We start from the raw sequence: 18,068 nt of genomic DNA on the forward strand, positions 1-18,068 counted from the left end.
GGCGCCACACCCGCAAACCGCCTGTGTTCCCCCCGCTTCGCAGCCACCATTTTCCCCACCGCCTGCCGGAAACGCTGCGCTTATTCCGGCCAACATGGCGTAGCTGGACAACAAGCCGGGGTTTACCGCGCCCGCCGCCTCATCCGCCCCGGCGCCGGGGCTGGCGCCGCCGGCGCTGCGTGGCCCCCTGCCGTAAGCGTCAGCTCCGATTCCTCCAGCCGCTTTATCCGGTCCCTCAGCTGCGCCGCGAGCTCGAATTCCTGCTTCTTCGCCGCCGCCAGCATCTCCTTGCGCAGCTTCTTCACCGTCTTCGCAACGTCCTTCACCTCTTCCACTTCCGTCTTTTGCGACGGCACCGTGAACCAGTCGCGCTCCTCCTGCGCCTCCAGTACATTCCCGATCGTCTTCTTCACCGTTTCAGGCGTTATGCCGTGCTCCCGGTTGTACTCCATCTGCAGCGCCCGGCGGCGGGAGGTCTCGTCGATGCACTCCTGCATGGAGCCGGTGACATGGTCGGCGTACATGATGACCCTCCCCGCGACGTTTCGCGCCGCGCGGCCGCAGGTCTGGATCAGCGAACGGGTGGAGCGCAGAAACCCTTCCTTGTCCGCATCCATGATGGCGACCAGAGAAACCTCCGGTAGGTCGAGCCCCTCGCGCAGCAGGTTTATCCCCACCAGCACGTCGAACTCGCCGAGCCGCAGGTCGCGCAGTATCTGCATCCTCTGCAGCGTGTCGATGTCGGCGTGCAGGTAGCGCACCCGGATCCCCAGCTCGCGGTAGTACTCGGTGAGCTCCTCCGCCATCCTCTTCGTCAGCGTGGTCACGAGGACTCGCTCGCCCTTCTCGATGGTGAGCCGCGCCTCGTGCAGGAGGTCGTCCACCTGCCCCGCCGCGGGACGAACGTCGATGAGCGGGTCGATGAGACCGGTGGGGCGGATCACCTGCTCCACCACCACGCCCCCTGACTGCTTCAGCTCGTAATCGGCCGGGGTCGCAGAGACGTAGATGACCTGGTTCAGCTTGCGGCTGAACTCCTGGAAGGTCAGCGGCCGGTTGTCGAGCGCAGAGGGGAGCCGGAAGCCGAAGTCCACGAGTGTCTCCTTCCGGCTGCGGTCGCCGCGGAACATCCCCCCTACCTGGGAGACGGCGATATGCGACTCGTCCACCATGAGGAGGAAGTCGCGCGGGAAGTAGTCGATGAGGGTGTAGGGGGGCTCGCCGGCGAGGCGCCCGTCGAAGTGGCGCGAATAGTTCTCGATCCCCTGGCAGAACCCCATCTCCTCCATCATCTCGATGTCGAAATAGGTCCGCTGCTCGATGCGCTGCGACTCCACGAGCCGGTTCGCCTCGTTGAAGTAGCGGATCCTCTCCTCCAGCTCGACCCGGATGTCTTCCACCGCGCGGTTCAGCGTCTCGCGCGTCGCCACGTAGTGGGAGGCGGGATAGATGGCGCAGCGGGCGATCTTTTGCAGCTGCACCCCGCGCAGCGGGTCGATCTCCCCGAGGGAGTCGATGGTGTCGCCGAAGAACTCAACCCTGACGGCGCGCTCATCGTCGTGAGCCGGGAAAATCTCCACCACGTCGCCGCGCACCCGAAAGGTGCCGCGATGGAAGTCGATGTCGTTCCGCTCGTACTGTATGGCGACCAGCCGGCGCAGGAGCTCGTCCCGGTCGATCTCCTCCCCCTGGCGCAGCCGTATGTGCATCTGCTGGTACGATTCCGGGGAGCCGATGCCGTAGATGCACGAGACCGAGGCGACGATGATGACGTCGCGGCGGGTGAGGAGGCTGCGGGTGGCGGAGTGGCGAAACTTGTCGATCTCGTCGTTGATCGACGAGTCCTTCTCGATGAAGGTGTCGGAGGTGGGGAGGTAGGCCTCGGGCTGGTAGTAGTCGTAGTAGGAGACGAAATACTCCACGGCGTTGTGCGGAAAGAGCTCCTTGAACTCGCCGTACAGCTGGGCCGCGAGAGTCTTGTTGGGGGCGAGCACCAGGGTCGGGCGGTTTATCCGCGCGATGACGTTCGCCATGGTGAAGGTCTTGCCGGAGCCGGTGACACCCAGGAGGACCTGGTGCCGGTCGCCGCGCAGCACCCCCTCGGTAAGTTCTGCTATCGCCGCGGGCTGGTCACCCCGCGCCTCGTAGTTGCTGACAAGCTCGAATTGATCCATGGCGAAGATAATAGCACGGGTGGACGCCGGCTGGCGAGGGGGATCAGGACGCGGCGCAGCTCCGCTGGGGGGGGAGCTGGTTCAGCGAGAGCCAGTAGTGGCTCACCTGCTTCAGGTCGTCGCAGAACTTGGCGTAGTCCACCGGTTTCCTGACGTAGCTGTTCGCCCCGAGGGTATAGCTGTCCAGGATGTCCTGCTCCTCGGTGGAAGAGGTGAAGACCACCACAGGGATGGCGCGCGTCCTCGTGTCCCCCCGCATGACCCGCAGGACCTCGAGCCCGTTCACCTTCGGAAGCTTCAGGTCGAGGAGTACGAGAAGCGGCTTTACCGACGTGTCGCGCCCCTCGTGGCTGCCTGTGCCGAAAAGGAAGTCGAGGGCCTCCGCTCCGTCGCGCGCCACGGCAATCCCGTGCGCCATCTGCTTTTTCAGGGCGCGCAGGGTGAGCACCTCGTCGTCGGGGTTGTCTTCCACCAAAAGGATCATCTTGTGCACGGCACAATCTCCTTCCCTTCTCCCCCCGCTAGCGGATGGATGGGCAACAGGGACCGTTTTCTTCATCCCCAACGATTCATTAGGGGTGAAGGGGCAACGGAGGATTTTGGAGGATACTTCGAAGAACACTTTATACCGGCTTTCCCTATCCATGGCAATCGATTAATAATTAAAAACTCGCCCTTCCGCTCCCGCAACTGCTTGATTTTTTATTCCCACTTTGCGATACTTTGGCAGTTCGAAATACCCTAAGGAGGGATGACATGTTCGGATTCGGCCTGCCGGAGCTAATTGTTGTACTCGTCATCGTACTGGTTGTCTTCGGCGCGGGACGGCTGCCGGAGATCGGCGGCGCGTTGGGGAAGAGCATCAGGAATTTCAAGAACGCCTCGAGCGGCAAGGAAGAGATTGAAATAAACCCGAGGCGGGAGGATGACAACAAGACGCACTAGCGCCACATCCTCGTCATACCTGGACTCGGAGAGAGGCCCCGGCAGCAATGCGGGGCCTTTTTCTGTGCCCGCACCACTCCCGCCCCTCCCTTGTCCTCTTTTTTCATTTGTTATATAATCCGGCGAAACTAATGCGGCAAGCGGGGATTATGGAAAAAAAAGGAGCAGCAAACCCTTCAGGGACGATGATAGCAAACCTTCTGGTCCAGGAAGGGGTCATCAGCGAGGAACAGCTGCAGTACGCCCACCGGGTACGCTCGAAGCTGCACACCGGGAAGACCCTCATCGACGTCCTCCACGACCTCGGGAGCGTGACCAGGGACCAGGTCGCCGCCACGCTGCGAAAAAACAGCCTATCGCTGAGGATCGGGGATTTCCTCGTCGAGCTCGGCTACCTGCGCGAGGCGGATCTCGCCGCGGCGCTCAGCCTGCAGAACCAGGGGAAAGAGCGCAAGATGCTCGGCGACATCATCATCGAGAAGGGGTTCATCGACGAGCGGAAGTTCATCGAGGTCCTCTCCTACCAGCTCGGCTTCCCCATGGCGGAACTGGAGTTCCGCAAGGTGGACCGGAAGCTCGTCGCCAAGGCCCCGATCCAGACATACCGCGACTTTCTCTTTCTCCCCATCGCCTTCGACGGCGAGCGCGTCACGGTCGTCTTTGCCAACCCCATGGACAAGCGCTGCCGCGACGAGGCTGCGCGTCTCTTCGGCTCCGACCTCCAGCCCGCCATCGCCAGCAAGAACTCGGTCATCGCCGCGATCGCCGCGGCTGAAAAGAACGCCGTCTCCGGCGAGGGGGGGTCGGCGGACGAGAGCACGGTGGTGGGGATCATCAACAAGCTCTTCAACGACGCCATCTCGGAGAAGGCTTCAGATATCCACATCGAGCCGCTGAAGGACAGGCTGCGCATCCGCTTTCGCCGCGACGGGATGATGATGCCGCACCTGGAGCTCCCGCTCGAGCTCGCCCCCCAGCTTTCCTCCCGCATAAAGGTCATGGCCCAGGCCGACATAGCGGAGAAGCGCCGACACCAGGACGGCCGCCTCCTCTTCGAGAGCAGCGTGCACGGCTTCAACCTGGACATGCGCGTCTCCTTCTTCATCACCATCTTCGGGGAAAAGATCGTGCTGCGCCTCCTGAACAAGAAGGAGGCGATCCTCGACATCCAGAGCATCGGGATGGCGCCGCGCATGCTGGAGCAGTTCATCAGCGACGCGCTCGACACCCCCTCCGGCGTCATGATCATCACCGGCCCGACCGGGAGCGGGAAGACCTCCACCCTGTACAGCTGCGTCAATCACCTCAACAACATAAATACGAGCATCGTGACGGCGGAGGACCCGGTCGAGTTCGTGATCGAGGGGGTGGCGCAGTGCTCCATCAACACGAAGATCGGGGTCAGTTTCGAGGAGACGCTGCGCCACATCGTGCGCCAGGATCCGGACATCATCGTGCTCGGCGAGATCCGGGACAACTTCTCCGCCGAGACCGCGATCCAGGCTGCCCTCACCGGGCACAAGGTCCTTACCACCTTCCACACCGAGGACAGCATCGGCGGCCTGCTGCGCCTCATGAACATGCAGATCGAGTCGTTCCTGATCTCCTCCACCATCGTGTGCGTGGTGGCCCAGCGACTCCTGCGACTGGTCTGTAACTCCTGCGCCGAGGCGTACATTCCCACCCCCACCGAGTACAATAGACTCGGGTACGCCACGAAGGACCTCGCGGGGGCGACCTTCCGGATCGGGCGCGGCTGCAAGGACTGCCGTTTCACCGGTTTCCACGGGAGGCTCGGCGCCTTCGAGCTCCTGATCCTCAACGAGGCGGTGAAGGAGGCGATCCTTTTAAACCGCTCATCCTCCGAGATCCGCCGCATCAGCATGGAGACCTCCGGCATGGTCTCCCTCTTTGAGGACGGACTGGTGAAGGCGGCACGCGGCCTCGTCTCCATACAGGAAGTCCTGCGCGACCTGCCGCGCATCAGCCCCCCCCGACCGCTTCACGAGCTGAAGCGCATCCTCGGCACCTAAGGCGACAGGGAAACCGAAATGTCCAATCGATCGATCGTAGAGGTAATAAAGAGCTACCTGGCAGGTGACACCATCAGCGTGCCGGTCTTCAACGCCGTCGCGGTGCGGCTGCAGAAGGAGCTGGCGTCGCCGGAGTTCAAGATGGACATGGTGCACCAGCTGATCAGCGCCGATCCGGGACTGGCGAGCCAGGTGCTGCGTGTGGCGAACTCCGCGTTTTACTCAGGGCTCACCCAGGTCGCCACCGTGCAGGACGCGGTCGTGCGCCTCGGCTCCCGCGAGGTGGCCAACATAGCGATGCTGACGACGCAGCAGGAGCTGTACCGCTGCAAGACGCCGGCTTTCAAGGGGGTCATGCAGAAGCTGTGGCTGCATTCCTACTGCTGCGCGGTGGGGAGCAAGTGGCTTGCCGGGCGCTCAGGGCTTGAGGAGATCGCCCAGGAGGCCTTTCTGGCGGGGCTGCTGCACGACATCGGGAAGCTTTTCCTCCTGAAGGTGATGGAGGAGATATCGCTGAAGGAAGATCTGGGGAAGGCTCTGACCCCCGCCATCATGCGGGAGGTGCTGAGTTCGCTCCACGTGGAGCAGGGGTATCAGCTCATGCTGAAGTGGCACATGCCGGACATCTACTGCGACGTGGTGCGCTTGCACCAGGCGGACCAGTGGCCGCAGGGAAATCCGCTCCTGGCGGTGGTGAGGCTTGCGAACCTTGCCTGCCGGCGGCTGGGGATCGGCATCGACAGCGACCCGTCCCTCCTCCTCTTTACCGCGGCGGAGTCTCACGTCCTGGGGCTTAAGGACGTCGTCCTCGCGGAGTTGGAGATCCTTCTGGAGGATACCCTGGAGCGGGCTATGCCGAACCCGTCCTGACGGCAGGGAGGGGGGGGCCGCTCTTCTCGTCGAGAAAGGTCTTCAGGAATTCGGCATCGAGAGGCTTCGGAAGAACGGCGACGACGCCGAGCTGCACGCAGCCGTCGATTTCTGTGGGATCCTCCGAGGAGGAGAGAGCGAATACCGGAAGCTTGCTGGTGCGCTGGTCGGCGCGGAGCCTTTTGAGGACGTCGATCCCGTCCAGCTTCGGGAGCCGCAGGTCCAAAAGGACGACCTCGGCGACAGGGTTCTCCCACCCTCGATCCGTCTCCCCGAGGAGAACGTTTATCGCCTCCGCACCGTCCCGTGCCACCGAAATGGTTGTAAAGCCTGCCTTCTTCAGAGCCCTGACAGCCAGCGTCTCACAGTCGCGGTTGTCTTCCACAAGCAAAATCGATGTCTGCAGCATGGCTCCCCCCTCTATCGAATCATGAACCGACGTAAGTACGTCCCCTGTCACCGATGAGCCATCTGAAGCAGTAGCAAGAGCCTCCACAACTCTCTGAAGATTTATATTAATATTTCATGTGTAACTTATCATTTAAATCTAAGAAAATCAACCTGCTTCTGTCAATAATTTTACCACTGCACGTTGTTGTGTCATAGCAGATTCAGGTTATGAGTCCTGAAACTTCTGTGCACTCATAGGGCTTTTGGGTGAAGGTACGAAAGGTCTTTTGTGACAGTGGATACCGATTCTGGTATCAGCGACCCACCTTTTTTCCTTTGCCACGAAGGCTCTTTTAAGCTAGATTTCATCACCAATGAGTTTGTTAAAGGAGGCACACCTTGGAGCAGCTAAGGAAGATTCCGAAAGTGGATAGAGTACTGGAATCTGAAGAGGTGAAAGGTCTTCTGGCCGAGTATCCGCGGACGGTCGTGCTGCGTGCTGCCCGGCTGGTACTGGAGCAGCTTCGAAAGGGAGTGCTCGCCGGGGAGGCCTCCGAGGATGCATTTTCTGCGGGCGCCATCGGCAGTGAAATCGGCGCCGAGATCGCCCGGCTGATCGCGCCGAGCCTCAGGAAAGTTGTGAACGGCACCGGCGTCGTCGTGCACACGAACCTCGGGCGCTCCATCCTCCCGGAGCGGGCGCGCCAGGCGCTCAACGAAGTCGCATTTTCCTACTCGAATCTCGAGTTCGATCTGGAGAAGAACAGGCGAGGCAGCCGGTACGACCACGTGGAGCGGCTTATCTGCGAGCTGACCGGCGCCGAGGCCGCGCTGGTCGTCAACAACAACGCCGCCGCCGTCCTCCTTGCGCTCGGCTCGGCCGCAGCAGGGCGGGAAGCGATCGTGTCGCGCGGGGAGCTGGTGGAGATCGGCGGCTCCTTCCGCATACCCGACGTCATGCGACTTTCCGGCGTCACCCTCACCGAGGTCGGCACCACCAACAGGACGCACGCGAAAGACTACCGCGCCGCCGTCACCACCGAGACCGCACTCTTCCTGAAGGTGCACACCAGCAACTTCGCCGTAGTCGGCTTCACCGCCGAAGTGGGGATAGAGGAGATGGTCCGACTCGGGAAGGAGACGGGGGTCCCCGTGATGGCGGACATGGGGAGCGGCTCCCTCATCGACCTGAGGAAACATCTCCCGTGCGACGAGCCGAACGTGCAGGAATTTGTCCAGGCCGGCGTCGACATCATCACCTTCAGCGGCGACAAGCTTCTGGGAGGGCCGCAGGCGGGGATCATCGTGGGGAAGAAGGCATTCATCGAGCCGATGAAGAAGCACCCCCTGCTGCGCGCAGTGCGGATCGACAAGCTGACCCTTGCGAGCCTGGAGGCGACGCTCGGGCTTTATCGCGACGAGCGGGTGGCGCTGAAGGAAGTCCCGACCCTGGCGATGCTCACCGCGCCGCTGGAGGAAGTGACGCGGCGGGCAAAAGGGATCGTCCGGCAGCTGCGCCGCGCCCTCCCCGCGAGCGTGCATCTCTCGCTCATCCACGGAGAATCGCAGGGGGGAGGAGGAACCCTGCCGCTGCTGAACCTCCCCACTCTCCTGATCGAAGTGGCAGTCGACGGGCTGTCCCCGAACGAACTGGAGGCGGCGCTGAGGACGAGCGAGATTCCGGTGATCGGCAGGATCTGGAAGGGGTCATACGTGCTCGACCCCCGCACGTTGCTGGAAGAGGACGTAGCCTACCTTGCCGCAGCTCTCGGAGCGACCGCGCGGGCGGGATCGCGAGAGTAGCGGGAGAATGCGTGAGATAGTAATTGACAGGAGAGCATGAAGTAAATTAAGAAAGACAACGGAAGCACGACCGTCGCTGGTGGGCGGCCCGGTCTTCAAAACCGGTGTGGGGGGTGAGAAGCCTCCCAGGTGGGTTCGATTCCCATGTGCTTCCGCCATTTACTAGCAGAAAAAGCCGTCTCCTCGGAGGCGGCTTTTTGCGTTTGACCTATGCGTAGTCGAGCCACCCTGATGGAGACGAAAGGGGACTGGCTCCGCAGGTGCCAGTCCCCCTTTTCACGACGTTGCCTTTACAGACACCGCTGGGTGCGCTCATTTCCAGCCGATGGGCTGGTACCCGCGATCTTGAAGACATTGATTCACGAAGTTCTCAAAGACAGGACTGCGTTTCGGCTTGCTGAACATCCATGACAATAGTCCAGCGGTCGCGCCACTAGCGGCTCCAATCGCTGATCCTGAACCCGCCGAGCCCACCACCGCACCTCCTACGGCGCCTGATGCCGCGCCAATGGCAGCACCCCCAGCGGTCGAGGTTGCCGCCTGTCCAGCGTCGCTGCCTTTGGAATTGGCACCGGAAGACTCAGCGAGATCCATGCAACTCTTGATATCACGTTCCGCAGCCTCTGACCCAACGGATTTAAAATGTTCGTTGGGATAAAGAACAGGCTTGGTCGATGCGCAGCCCTCCATTAACAGGGCTATAACTAGAGTCAAAACAATCTTGAACATTTGAATCTCCCATTAAGCTGCACTGGCCGAGCAGGCTCCCCAGCGCGGACGGGTGTGGCCATTACTCCTGAACAGAATCATTATATACCGTGCCGAGAGTTGACCGGACTGCTTTCGCCCAGATCCCTTTTCCTGTTTGGGATCGTCACTTTTATAGGACCAACGTCCACGGTCCAGTAGAATTTACAGACACGATCCTCGCCCGCCCGCGCGTCCATGTGTTGCGAAGTTATCGGTATTGTGTCCACGGAATCTCTCGAATCTTCCGCTCTCCCTTCTGCCGCAGTCAGCAAAACAGCACTGACTCACTAATGCCACCGCAAATTTCCATAGGATATTTACATTGAAACCCGTTAAGAGCACATGGTAGACTGCGGCGCGTTTGGGACTCAGGGGACGTTGCGTCGAGTACCCTCCAACCCAAATGTGAACATATCAACCACGTCCCCCGACCATTCCGACTCAGAGCATAAAAATGACGAAATCAAGAGGCATGGCTGCGAGAGAGGAGAAAACTATGTTCGAGAAACAGAGTCATGAGGGGTACCGATTTCCCTTGGACGGAGTCGCACAGAAGACGTTGGTACACGGTGAGAAGTCGTTGATGGTGGAGTTTGTACTACAAAAGAATACGGTGTTGCCGCTCCATTCGCATCCGCACGAACAGACGGGGTATCTTGTAAAGGGAAAGATCCGGCTGACGATCGACTCCGACTGCCACACCGTCATGCCGGGGGATAGCTGGTGCATTCCGGGAAGCGTTGTTCATTCTGCAGAGGCTATCGAGGATTCAGTGGCTATAGAGGTGTTCTCGCCAGTGAGGGAGGATTACCTGCCGAAGGGTGCCTGATTGAGGGAAACAGCTAGGTCCCTACCTGGACTCCTCCATTTGGAAGCGCGACATATGGCGAAGGAAATTATGGATAAGCTTGCTGAAATCACACGCAAAAGGAAGAAGGCTCACCAGAAGCTTGTTTCATTGAAGTCGCAGGTTTACGACGCTTTTCTTCAGATGGAACAAGTCGCCTTTGCGGACGGTGCTCTTTCCAAGAAGGCAAAGGAGTTGATTGCAATAGGCATTTCGGTGCAAATGGACTGCGAGTCATGTATGCAGTGGCATATTGACCAAGCAGCAGCATGCGGCGCTACGTACCGTGAGATTCTTGAAGCCATCGAAGTCGGCATTGAGATGGGTGCAGGTCGAGTAACGGTTTCGGCCCGATTCGCTCTTGATGCCATGGAGCAGGCCTTTCCAAATGAGGAGGCTTGATTCAATGAACCGGGTGCCCGAAAAGAGAGTGACGTAAGGGTGAGGGCTCCACTTTTCACAGAAGTGGAATGTGGAGCCTTGACCCCGCTTCTTGTCGCACACAAGATGAAGGCGCTGAAGATAGAGGGAGACTAGACAGAGCATGACTTCGAAGGATGGGACTTTGATATGCTCATTCTACAGAATGTAACTGCTCTAGGCGATCCTGCATGGTCTTCTTCAGACATTCCTCATCGCTTCCACACCTGTCACGCCGTGAAATCCAGGCCTTCTGCTCTGCCTGAAGTGTAGAGTTCCCTTTCACAGCTGAAAGTCGCGCTGCTGCCGCAGCAAATGCCCGCGCTACACTCTCATCAAAGGAAGATAGGCTGAAGGAAGAACAGATCGCTTTTTCGGCGGCGCTTTTCGCACGAACACAGGGGAAGGAAGGGTGGGGTTCCTTGTCACGCACCCTCGTGAGCAACAGGATGACATTGTCATACCAGCGCATTGCAAGGCGGTCCTTCGACAGCGCCGCCACCCAGTTCGCCCCCTCCGGCCCGAAGGGGGTATCGGGTCCAATATCCCCCTTTTCACACCTGATCCACCACACCTGAAGGTCTCTCCCCCCCTCCACCGGCAGTTCAAAGCGGTCTGACTCTTTAGTCACCTTTCTGCCTTTGGGCCTACCCATCGATTCTTCGATCAATTCATCCATCGTGGTGAGAGCCTTCTCAGCCTTAGGTGCTTGGCAGCTTGAACTTTCGGGCATATCGGTAGTGATTTCTTCGGATGCAATAGTAACCAGACGGCCCGTGAGTCGAACGTCATCATATCCGTAATTCGGCGTTCGCAGTAATGTTGTATCCAGACGGACACCGCAGACCTGCCAAGTACCGAGCAAAGTGGTAGGAGTGGAGGTCTCTCCTTTTACTTCGGAAGACAATAGCATAATGAAGCAAAGGGCAAATGCGGGTAAGGGAAACAGAATTGCTCTATTCATAGGAGTATCTACGCTCGATATAGAGATTCACCTCATGCTCACGACTCCTCACAAACCCTTTCAGAACTTTTCCACCAGAGGTATTGGCAGCCTTTATCTCATTCATGACATCGCCTACCGGCCATACCTAAAGCTTCCCCAGAGTATCTTCCTTCACGTTATTGTCAATGTCGTGCCTAGCAACCTTTCTCGCCCCATGAAGGCCGCAGTGCGAACGGCCATTCTGACATTCACAGTGCCTGTCTTGCATACTCATCGACAGTCCGGCAAATCTCTTTGACTTTTCCCTTTGACTGTCCTAATCTGCCCACCATCCCCTATCTCCGGAATACTGCCGCTATGGATATAGAAAAAAGCTCCCACCTCTCCGCCTGTCCGTTCTGCAGTCCGAGCCCTTCTATTGTCGCCGCTAACGAATATGCCATCGCCATCCGCGACGGGTTCCCGCTGTCTCCTGGCCATACGCTGATCATACCGAAGCGACACCTGGCATCCTTCTTCGAGGCGACGGCGGATGAGCGCACCGCTCTTTTCGCGCTCCTCGAAGAGGTGCGGGAGTTGCTTCTCCAGGAGCGGAGCCCCGACGGCTTCAACATCGGCATCAATGACGGGCCAGCGGCCGGCCAGACGGTGATGCATCTTCACATCCATCTCATTCCTCGGTACGCAGGCGACATGGAGGATCCACGCGGAGGGGTGCGCTGGATCTTTCCTGACAAGGCAGCGTACTGGAAGGATGGGGAGAAGCCGTGACAGACCGGCCGCTCATCTACAACAAGCTGGTCCGGGACTTCATTCCGCAGATAATCGAGGAATCGGGAAAATGCTGTTCTGTCAGCGTCCTCGATGACGCCGGCTTCGCGCAGGCCCTGCGCGTCAAGGTTCTCGAAGAGGCCCATGAGCTCTTCCACGCGTCGTCCCGCGAAGAGATCATCAATGAGGCCGCCGACCTCTTCGAGCTTATGGAGGCAATCCTCAAGCGGCACGGAATCGGCTGGGAGGACGTGTACTCGAGACGCGCTGCGAAGCGGGAGACAGCAGGAGGCTTTGAAAAGCGGCTCATGCTGCACGCGACCGCACCGACACACGAACAGGCACAGTCGGCGGCCACCACACCCAGCCTGCCACAACTTCTCACCTTCAACTCCCTCATCGGCCTCGTCGATGTCATTAAGCGCGAGCTGGCCGAGGCCGAGGCGCTGCACATAGCATCGGCATTTTACTCGCGCGGGATGCTGAACCTGCTCCTCGACCCCTTCCGGGACTTCCTGGAACGTGGCGGGCGACTGCGCCTATTGACTTCGGTGATGGGCAACTTCAACAACCCGCTCGACCTGCAGCACCTCGCCACGCAACTGCCCAGGATCGACATAAGGATCTTCTATCCTCTTGGCGAAGCGGGCGCCGCAGATTTTAACCAGGAGCCCCCACCCTTCCACATAAAGAGCTTCCTGTTCGAAAAGCCCCACGGAACGCATTCCATCATCGTCGGCTCCTCCAATCTCACCGGGTCCGGACTCGGGGGAAACGGAGGCCGCGGGAATCATGAGTGGAACTACTTTTCCAACAGTGAGACGAATCTTCTCTTCCAGAACAACCTCTCGGCCTTCGATGAGGCACTGAAGGAGTATGAGGACTACTGGCAGCGATCGTCGGTACCGATCGACCAGACGTTCCTTGACGCCTACATGCCGCGCTGGCAGAAGGCTCGGGAACTGCGTAGAACGGTTGCCACAGAGATGCGACAGACCTTCCCTATCCCCCTGGCTCCGCGGCCGGCGCAGGTTACTGCGCTGCAGGCCCTTGCGGAGCGGCGCGGTCGGGGGATCCGTAAGACCACGGTCATCGCCGCCACAGGACTAGGAAAAACGTATCTCGCCGCCTTCGACTTCCAGCAGAGCGGAATGCGAACGGTCCTGTTCATCGCCCACCGGGAAAACATCGTCCTCCAGGCGATGGGGACCTACCGCACGGTAATAGGGACCTCCTTCTTCGGCGAAGTCCTCTCCGGCAACTCCAAGCCGAGCGGCAGAGGCGGGAGCCTCTTCGCCACGGTGCAGACCCTGTCTCAGCCGGACACCCTTGCTCGCTTTACTGCCGATGCATTCGACTACATAGTCGTTGACGAGTTTCACCACGCGGACTGCGATTCTTACCAGCGAGTGTTGGGGAAGTTCCGGCCCAAGTTCCTACTCGGGCTGACCGCGACACCGGAGCGGATGGACGGCCGCGATGTCCTAAAGATCTGCGATTATGACGTCGCCTTCGAGACCCGCCTCTTCGACGCCATCGAAAATCGCTGGCTGGTACCGTTCCACTACTTTGCAATCCACGACAAGACCGACTATTCCGCACTGCACTGGACCAGCCGCGGCTACATCGAGAGCGAACTGGATGCCGTGCTCATCAACGACACCCGCGCCGCGCTCGTGTTCAATACTCTGCGCAAGTTCCTCCCGGCAACCGGAAAGACGAAAGCTCTTGCCTTCTGCTCGTCGAAAAGCCATGCCACGTACATGAGCCGCAAGTTCAACGAATTGGGACACAGTTGCGGCATGACGTCTATGTGCCTCCTCGGTGAGAACTCTATGTCCGAGCGGGAAGATGCGATGCGGAGGCTGCAGGATGAAAGAGATCCCCTCCAGATCATCTGCTCGGTCGACATCTTCGGCGAAGGGGTAGACATCCCGGCCGTCTCCCACATTCTGTTCCTGCGGCCGACGCAGTCCTTCACCGTTTTCCTCCAGCAACTCGGCAGAGGACTGCGGCAGTTTCCAGAAAAGGATTACCTCGTCGCCCTCGACTTCGTCGGGAACTTCCGCCAGTCCTATGTGGCGCCGTTGGCAATGCGGGGCTACACGAGCCTGGAGCAGTACAGGAGCCAGAGGAGGAAGGAGGAGGATTTTGTACCTCCCGCGGCGTGCTACGTGAGCGTCGAGACGGAAGTGCAGCGGATATGGGATGCCGAGATCAGGAAGCTGGTAGATCGCCCGGACCCAATTCAGCGGCTCAAAGACCTTTACCTGCAGTTGCGTTCCAGTCTCGGTCGCTCCCCCGGGATCATGGACTTTTTCGCCAACCCCGCGGCCCACGACCCGTATCTCTTCCTCAAGGCGAAGAAGCCGAACCTGGGGGAGAACTGGCTGCGGGTAAAAGAATCGATGGAGGATCTGACGGAGTACGAAGCGACGCTTCTGGGCACGCCAGCAGAAGAGCTTCTGCAGCACCTGGAAACCGAGCTAAGCCCAGTGCGTTCCTACAAAATGGTCGTGCTGAGATCGCTTCTGGAGTTGGGTGGTCACGAATGGTCCGTGGATGACGTCGCCCCGCTCTTTCTGAGGTACTACCTGGAAAACCGGGAGCGCCTTTCGGACTACGACGATCTCGCCAAACACGAGACGCCTCCCCTCTACCCCCTGTCGAAAGTCGCGGCGCACCTTATGCGGATGCCGCTGGAGAAGTTGGAGAACACCGGCAGAAAGTTCTTCGAGCTCGACAAGAAGGGGAAGGTCTTCCGGATCCGAGAGGACTACCGAGGATGGTGGAGCGCCCCGCCCTTCCGGGATCTCATCGCCGACCGTGTAGACTTCGCTTTGGCACGGTACTTCTACCGTCTGGAAGGTGGACCACTTCCCTCCGCGGACGCCAGAGGCATTGCAGTAAAGGTAGGCTATGCTGCCAAGAAGGACAGCGGATACACCGGGATGCTGCGCGGCATCATCTCAGGCAGCAAGGATGAGAACACATGGGAGTTCAGCTTCGAGGGCGGCGGGTATCCCGCGAAGATGGACATCGAGGTGCACAAGGGCGACTACTTCGTCGCTTGGACGCCGATGCGCTTCGACGACGTCACCCGCTTCCCTGCCAGGATAAAGGCTGCAGCCACAGCGCTATGCGAGGAAGGTTTGCACGGCGACTTTCAAGTCGTGGCAGAAAACGATTCGCTGAGGATCGTGCGCAAGTAGAAGGGATGGAAGAGACAAAGAGGGATGTCGCTGGAGGGTGCGCTGCCGACGGCATCTGTAAATGTACAGACGCGACCCTCAGTCACCTTCCGACAAGAAGGGGAAGGTCTTCAGGATCCGGGAAGACTACCGAGGATGGTGGAGCACCCCGCTGTTCCGGGACCTCATCGCCGACCGTGTCGACTTTGCATTGGCGCGGTACTTCTACCGGAAGGATGGCGAGCCGCTTGCCGCCGCGGACGTAAGAGGAATCGCAGTGAAGGTCGGATATGCGGCCAAGAAGGAGAGCGGATATACCGGGATGCTGCGCGGCATAATCTCGGGGAGCAAAGATGGAAGCGCATGGGAGTGCAGCTTCGAGGGCGGCGGGTATCCGGCCAAGATGGACATCGAGGTGCACAAAGGCGACCACTTCGTTGCCTGGACCGCCAAGCGCTTCGACGACGTCACCCGCTTTCCTGCCAGGATAAAGGCTGCAGCCACCGCGCTATGCGAGGAAGGCCTACACGGCGAATTTCAGGTCGTAGCAGAGAAGGATTCGCTGAGGATCGTGCGGAAGTAGAAGGCACGTGCTTCCTAAGCGGCAAAAAGAGAACGCCCCACACACTAGACGGTGCCTGACCCCCTCGAAGCCTCCCAGCCTGCCACCTTGCGCCGTGACTAAAGATCGTGTATAAACCAGTCAACAACACCTCCCAAGCCTCTCTGGCGGCCGCCGCCATGATGCTCAAACCGGGAGGTTTATTTTTTCGGGGGATGGTGCACGTGCGATACGAAAAGGCCTCTCTATCCGTCGCCGAACAAGCGGCCCTCATAATGGGAAGGGGCCTCGCATGCGACGACGTGCCGCGTCTCGAAAAGTACCTCTCCACCATCGGATATTACCGCCTCAGCGCGTACTGGCTGCCGTTCGAATACCCCCCCGAATCTCCCCATACCCGCAGCCATAGGCTCATACCTGGCACCACCTTTGAGCAGGTCCTCGCGCTCTACGTCTTCGACCGGAAACTCCGGATGATGGTAATGGAGGCGATGGAGCGCATCGAGGTGGCGATTCGCACCCGCTGGGCAAATGCCCTTGCCGTTAGGCATGGCAGCCACGCGTATATGCAGTCGGACCTGTTCAAAAACCCATGGCAGCACTCAAGCGACTTGGGAAAAATCGCGGCAAACCTGGAGGAGAGCAAGGAACCTTTCGTCGCTCACTACCGGAGGCAGTACAAGCAGCCTTTCCTGCCGCCGATCTGGGCGGTGGTGGAAACGATGACCTTGGGTGCCCTCTCCAGGTGGTTCAAGAACACCAATGACACCGCAGCAAAAAAAGAGGTCGCTCAAGCCTTCAGCATGCCCACCATCGAGATCCTTGAACAGGTCCTGCACGCACTCACCCCCGTGCGCAACATCTGTGCTCACCACAGCCGCCTCTGGAATCGTCGCTTCGCCATGTCCCTTCCGAAGATCAAAAGGATCGAGGACCGCCTGGTTGCGCCGGAGGCCCCAAACGGTCAAGCACATTACCTGTTCAACTTCCTGGTGGTCCTGGATTTGCTGATGACGGCGACCAGCCCCGGAAGTTCCTGGACGAGAAGGTTATTGGCGCTGGTCGACACGCTGGATCACGGTCCGGCTGCAATGGGTTTTCCGTCTGACTGGCGCGAGAGAAATCCTTGGAAATACTGCCTGACTCACATGGTGATCGCTCCTACAGGTGCCCAGTGACTAGAACAACGCTGAAAAGACGCATCTTGGAGGCAGTCCACGAGACAGCTCAGGACCTGCACGAACTCGGCTTCATAGACAAGAGAGCGATGCAGAAGTACGACGGTCTTTGTATTGCTCCGGTTCCCGATTACACCCCAGAGCAGATCCGCAGCATCCGAACCCGGTATCACATAAGCCAGGCCGTTCTCGCCTCCTTGCTCAACACCAGCGTTTCGTCGGTTCGCAAATGGGAGGTTGGCGAAAAGCATCCTGGCGGCCTCGCCCTGAAACTTCTCAACATTCTTGACCGGAAGGGCCTGGAGGTACTGGTCTAGTGGCGACGCACTTGTCGACGCAGGATCATCCTTCAGCGTGCCCTGCCTCTGACGACAATGTCCTTACCAGAAGGCGCACCAGCCACCCCGTATATCCACGCCCAGACCTTCTCCTTGTCCTTCGGGGGGTCCTGATTGAACCTCGCCTCCACGGTGCGCCCGAGGAGTTCGTAGCGCCTAGCCTCAGCACCCGCTTCACTTCTGGCGAGACCTAGTGTTCCCATAACGATCAAAGCGGAAACAACTCCCGCCACCACAGCTCCCAGATGGATGCGCCACTTCCACGTCAAAGACTTTAGCCGCTTCGTAAGTCCGTCGATTTCTACATCCGCTCTTCTGACACCTTGATGCAGTGGCTGCAGCCCTTCCTGGACCGCGCGCAGCACCATTTGATCAAGCATTACCCCTGCGTTACCCGGCAAGGCTTCGGCACAAAACCTCCGCATCTCCCGGTGCATTTCCTCCACCGAAGCCTGGATCTTCTGTGCCGAGACGATGGCATTTTCGGAGTTACTATTGCCCCCTGCGCCCCCTGTTCCCGCCTCCAAAAGGGCTGCGATTTGCGATAGGAATGTGACGGTATCGTCTGCTTTCTGATCAAGGTTTCCAACCATTTTCGCCAGCTCGTAAACACCGTCTTGCACCAGCAAGACAGAAGAATAGTGCTCCTCGATGCGGGCCGCGCTACGACTTTCGCGCTCGCTTTTCTCAAAGAGGCACGCTCGTACCAGCTGCGAAACGGTAAGCCCGCTGCGCGTCACCCTCTCCTCCAAAATCGCCTCCTCCTCGTCCGAAAGTCGCACCTGAATGGTCTTCATGTGGGGCCTCCTGCGGCAGGAAAAGCTGTGTTACAGCGCGTAGTACGTCATTG

The 18,068-nt window shown here is 59.4% G+C and carries 16 protein-coding genes, 1 tRNA gene and 1 pseudogene; 12 read left to right on the forward strand and 6 right to left on the reverse strand.

What is annotated here, in order from left to right:
- Positions 1-194 precede the first annotated feature (194 nt).
- Positions 195-2,174: pseudogene (gene uvrB, locus LPW11_RS07580) on the reverse strand (excinuclease ABC subunit UvrB); the annotation flags it as partial.
- Between the two features lie 43 nt (positions 2,175-2,217).
- Positions 2,218-2,667, reverse strand: coding sequence for a response regulator (locus LPW11_RS07585; RefSeq protein ID WP_230997521.1), 450 nt, complete (start codon positions 2,665-2,667; stop codon positions 2,218-2,220).
- 263 nt (positions 2,668-2,930) lie between these two features.
- On the opposite strand from LPW11_RS07585, the gene LPW11_RS07590 reads away from it, so the two are divergent.
- The 3 genes from LPW11_RS07590 (at position 2,931) to LPW11_RS07600 (ending at position 6,022) form a co-directional block, all read left to right on the forward strand.
- Positions 2,931-3,119: a twin-arginine translocase TatA/TatE family subunit gene (locus LPW11_RS07590; protein WP_230997522.1), complete on the forward strand. Its 189-nt coding sequence runs from the start codon at positions 2,931-2,933 to the stop codon at positions 3,117-3,119.
- A gap of 149 nt (positions 3,120-3,268) precedes the next feature.
- The gene (locus LPW11_RS07595; protein ID WP_230997523.1) at positions 3,269-5,152 is read left to right on the forward strand and encodes a GspE/PulE family protein; all 1,884 of its coding nucleotides are present in this window, start codon (positions 3,269-3,271) and stop codon (positions 5,150-5,152) included.
- A gap of 18 nt (positions 5,153-5,170) precedes the next feature.
- Positions 5,171-6,022: an HDOD domain-containing protein gene (locus tag LPW11_RS07600; protein ID WP_230997524.1), complete on the forward strand. Its 852-nt coding sequence runs from the start codon at positions 5,171-5,173 to the stop codon at positions 6,020-6,022.
- On the opposite strand, the gene LPW11_RS07605 is transcribed toward LPW11_RS07600, so the two are convergent.
- Entirely contained in the window at positions 6,003-6,431 is a 429-nt protein-coding gene (locus LPW11_RS07605; RefSeq protein WP_230997525.1) for a response regulator, read from the reverse strand. The genes LPW11_RS07600 and LPW11_RS07605 overlap by 20 nt on opposite strands.
- A 380-nt stretch (positions 6,432-6,811) precedes the next feature.
- Between LPW11_RS07605 and selA the strand changes: the two genes are divergently transcribed.
- Positions 6,812-8,215, forward strand: coding sequence for an L-seryl-tRNA(Sec) selenium transferase (gene selA, locus LPW11_RS07610; RefSeq protein ID WP_230997526.1), 1,404 nt, complete (start codon positions 6,812-6,814; stop codon positions 8,213-8,215).
- Between the two features lie 60 nt (positions 8,216-8,275).
- Positions 8,276-8,373: transfer RNA gene (locus LPW11_RS07615), tRNA-Sec, on the forward strand.
- A 154-nt stretch (positions 8,374-8,527) separates the two neighbouring features.
- On the opposite strand, the gene LPW11_RS07620 is transcribed toward LPW11_RS07615, so the two are convergent.
- On the reverse strand, positions 8,528-8,944 hold the full coding sequence (locus LPW11_RS07620) for a glycine zipper family protein (RefSeq protein ID WP_230997527.1): 417 nt from the start codon (positions 8,942-8,944) through the stop codon (positions 8,528-8,530).
- 517 nt (positions 8,945-9,461) lie between these two features.
- Between LPW11_RS07620 and LPW11_RS07625 the strand changes: the two genes are divergently transcribed.
- Both LPW11_RS07625 and LPW11_RS07630 read left to right on the forward strand, forming a co-directional pair.
- Positions 9,462-9,794 carry a cupin domain-containing protein gene (locus LPW11_RS07625; protein ID WP_230997528.1) on the forward strand — a complete coding sequence of 111 codons (333 nt, stop codon included), beginning with the start codon at positions 9,462-9,464 and terminating at the stop codon, positions 9,792-9,794.
- A 54-nt stretch (positions 9,795-9,848) separates the two neighbouring features.
- Positions 9,849-10,214, forward strand: coding sequence for a carboxymuconolactone decarboxylase family protein (locus LPW11_RS07630; RefSeq protein ID WP_230997529.1), 366 nt, complete (start codon positions 9,849-9,851; stop codon positions 10,212-10,214).
- Positions 10,215-10,386: 172 nt separating this feature from the next.
- Here the strand turns inward: LPW11_RS07630 and LPW11_RS07635 are convergent, their stop codons facing one another.
- Positions 10,387-11,196 carry a lysozyme inhibitor LprI family protein gene (locus LPW11_RS07635; protein WP_230997530.1) on the reverse strand — a complete coding sequence of 270 codons (810 nt, stop codon included), beginning with the start codon at positions 11,194-11,196 and terminating at the stop codon, positions 10,387-10,389.
- 339 nt (positions 11,197-11,535) lie between these two features.
- Here LPW11_RS07635 and LPW11_RS07640 point away from each other — a divergent pair, with 339 nt between their 5' ends.
- The 5 genes from LPW11_RS07640 to LPW11_RS07660 all read left to right on the forward strand — a co-directional run bounded on the left by LPW11_RS07640 (position 11,536) and on the right by LPW11_RS07660 (position 17,197).
- Positions 11,536-11,949, forward strand: coding sequence for an HIT family protein (locus tag LPW11_RS07640; protein WP_230997531.1), 414 nt, complete (start codon positions 11,536-11,538; stop codon positions 11,947-11,949).
- The gene (locus tag LPW11_RS07645) at positions 11,946-15,161 is read left to right on the forward strand and encodes a DEAD/DEAH box helicase family protein (protein WP_230997532.1); all 3,216 of its coding nucleotides are present in this window, start codon (positions 11,946-11,948) and stop codon (positions 15,159-15,161) included. The genes LPW11_RS07640 and LPW11_RS07645 overlap by 4 nt, the downstream gene beginning before the upstream one ends.
- A 61-nt stretch (positions 15,162-15,222) precedes the next feature.
- Positions 15,223-15,723 carry a hypothetical protein gene (locus LPW11_RS07650; protein ID WP_230997533.1) on the forward strand — a complete coding sequence of 167 codons (501 nt, stop codon included), beginning with the start codon at positions 15,223-15,225 and terminating at the stop codon, positions 15,721-15,723.
- 158 nt (positions 15,724-15,881) lie between these two features.
- Positions 15,882-16,880: an Abi family protein gene (locus tag LPW11_RS07655; protein WP_230997534.1), complete on the forward strand. Its 999-nt coding sequence runs from the start codon at positions 15,882-15,884 to the stop codon at positions 16,878-16,880.
- Positions 16,877-17,197 (forward strand): helix-turn-helix domain-containing protein, encoded by a 321-nt coding sequence (locus tag LPW11_RS07660; protein WP_230997535.1) that lies wholly within the window; start codon positions 16,877-16,879, stop codon positions 17,195-17,197. The genes LPW11_RS07655 and LPW11_RS07660 overlap by 4 nt, the downstream gene beginning before the upstream one ends.
- Positions 17,198-17,229: 32 nt before the next feature.
- On the opposite strand, the gene LPW11_RS07665 is transcribed toward LPW11_RS07660, so the two are convergent.
- A complete protein-coding gene (locus LPW11_RS07665; RefSeq protein ID WP_230997536.1) occupies positions 17,230-18,015 on the reverse strand; it encodes a DUF6290 family protein in 786 nt (261 codons plus the stop codon).
- Positions 18,016-18,068: the final 53 nt, after the last annotated feature.

The organism is Geomonas sp. RF6 (assembly GCF_021044625.1).
In the GTDB taxonomy this organism is placed as follows: Bacteria; Desulfobacterota; Desulfuromonadia; order Geobacterales; family Geobacteraceae; genus RF6.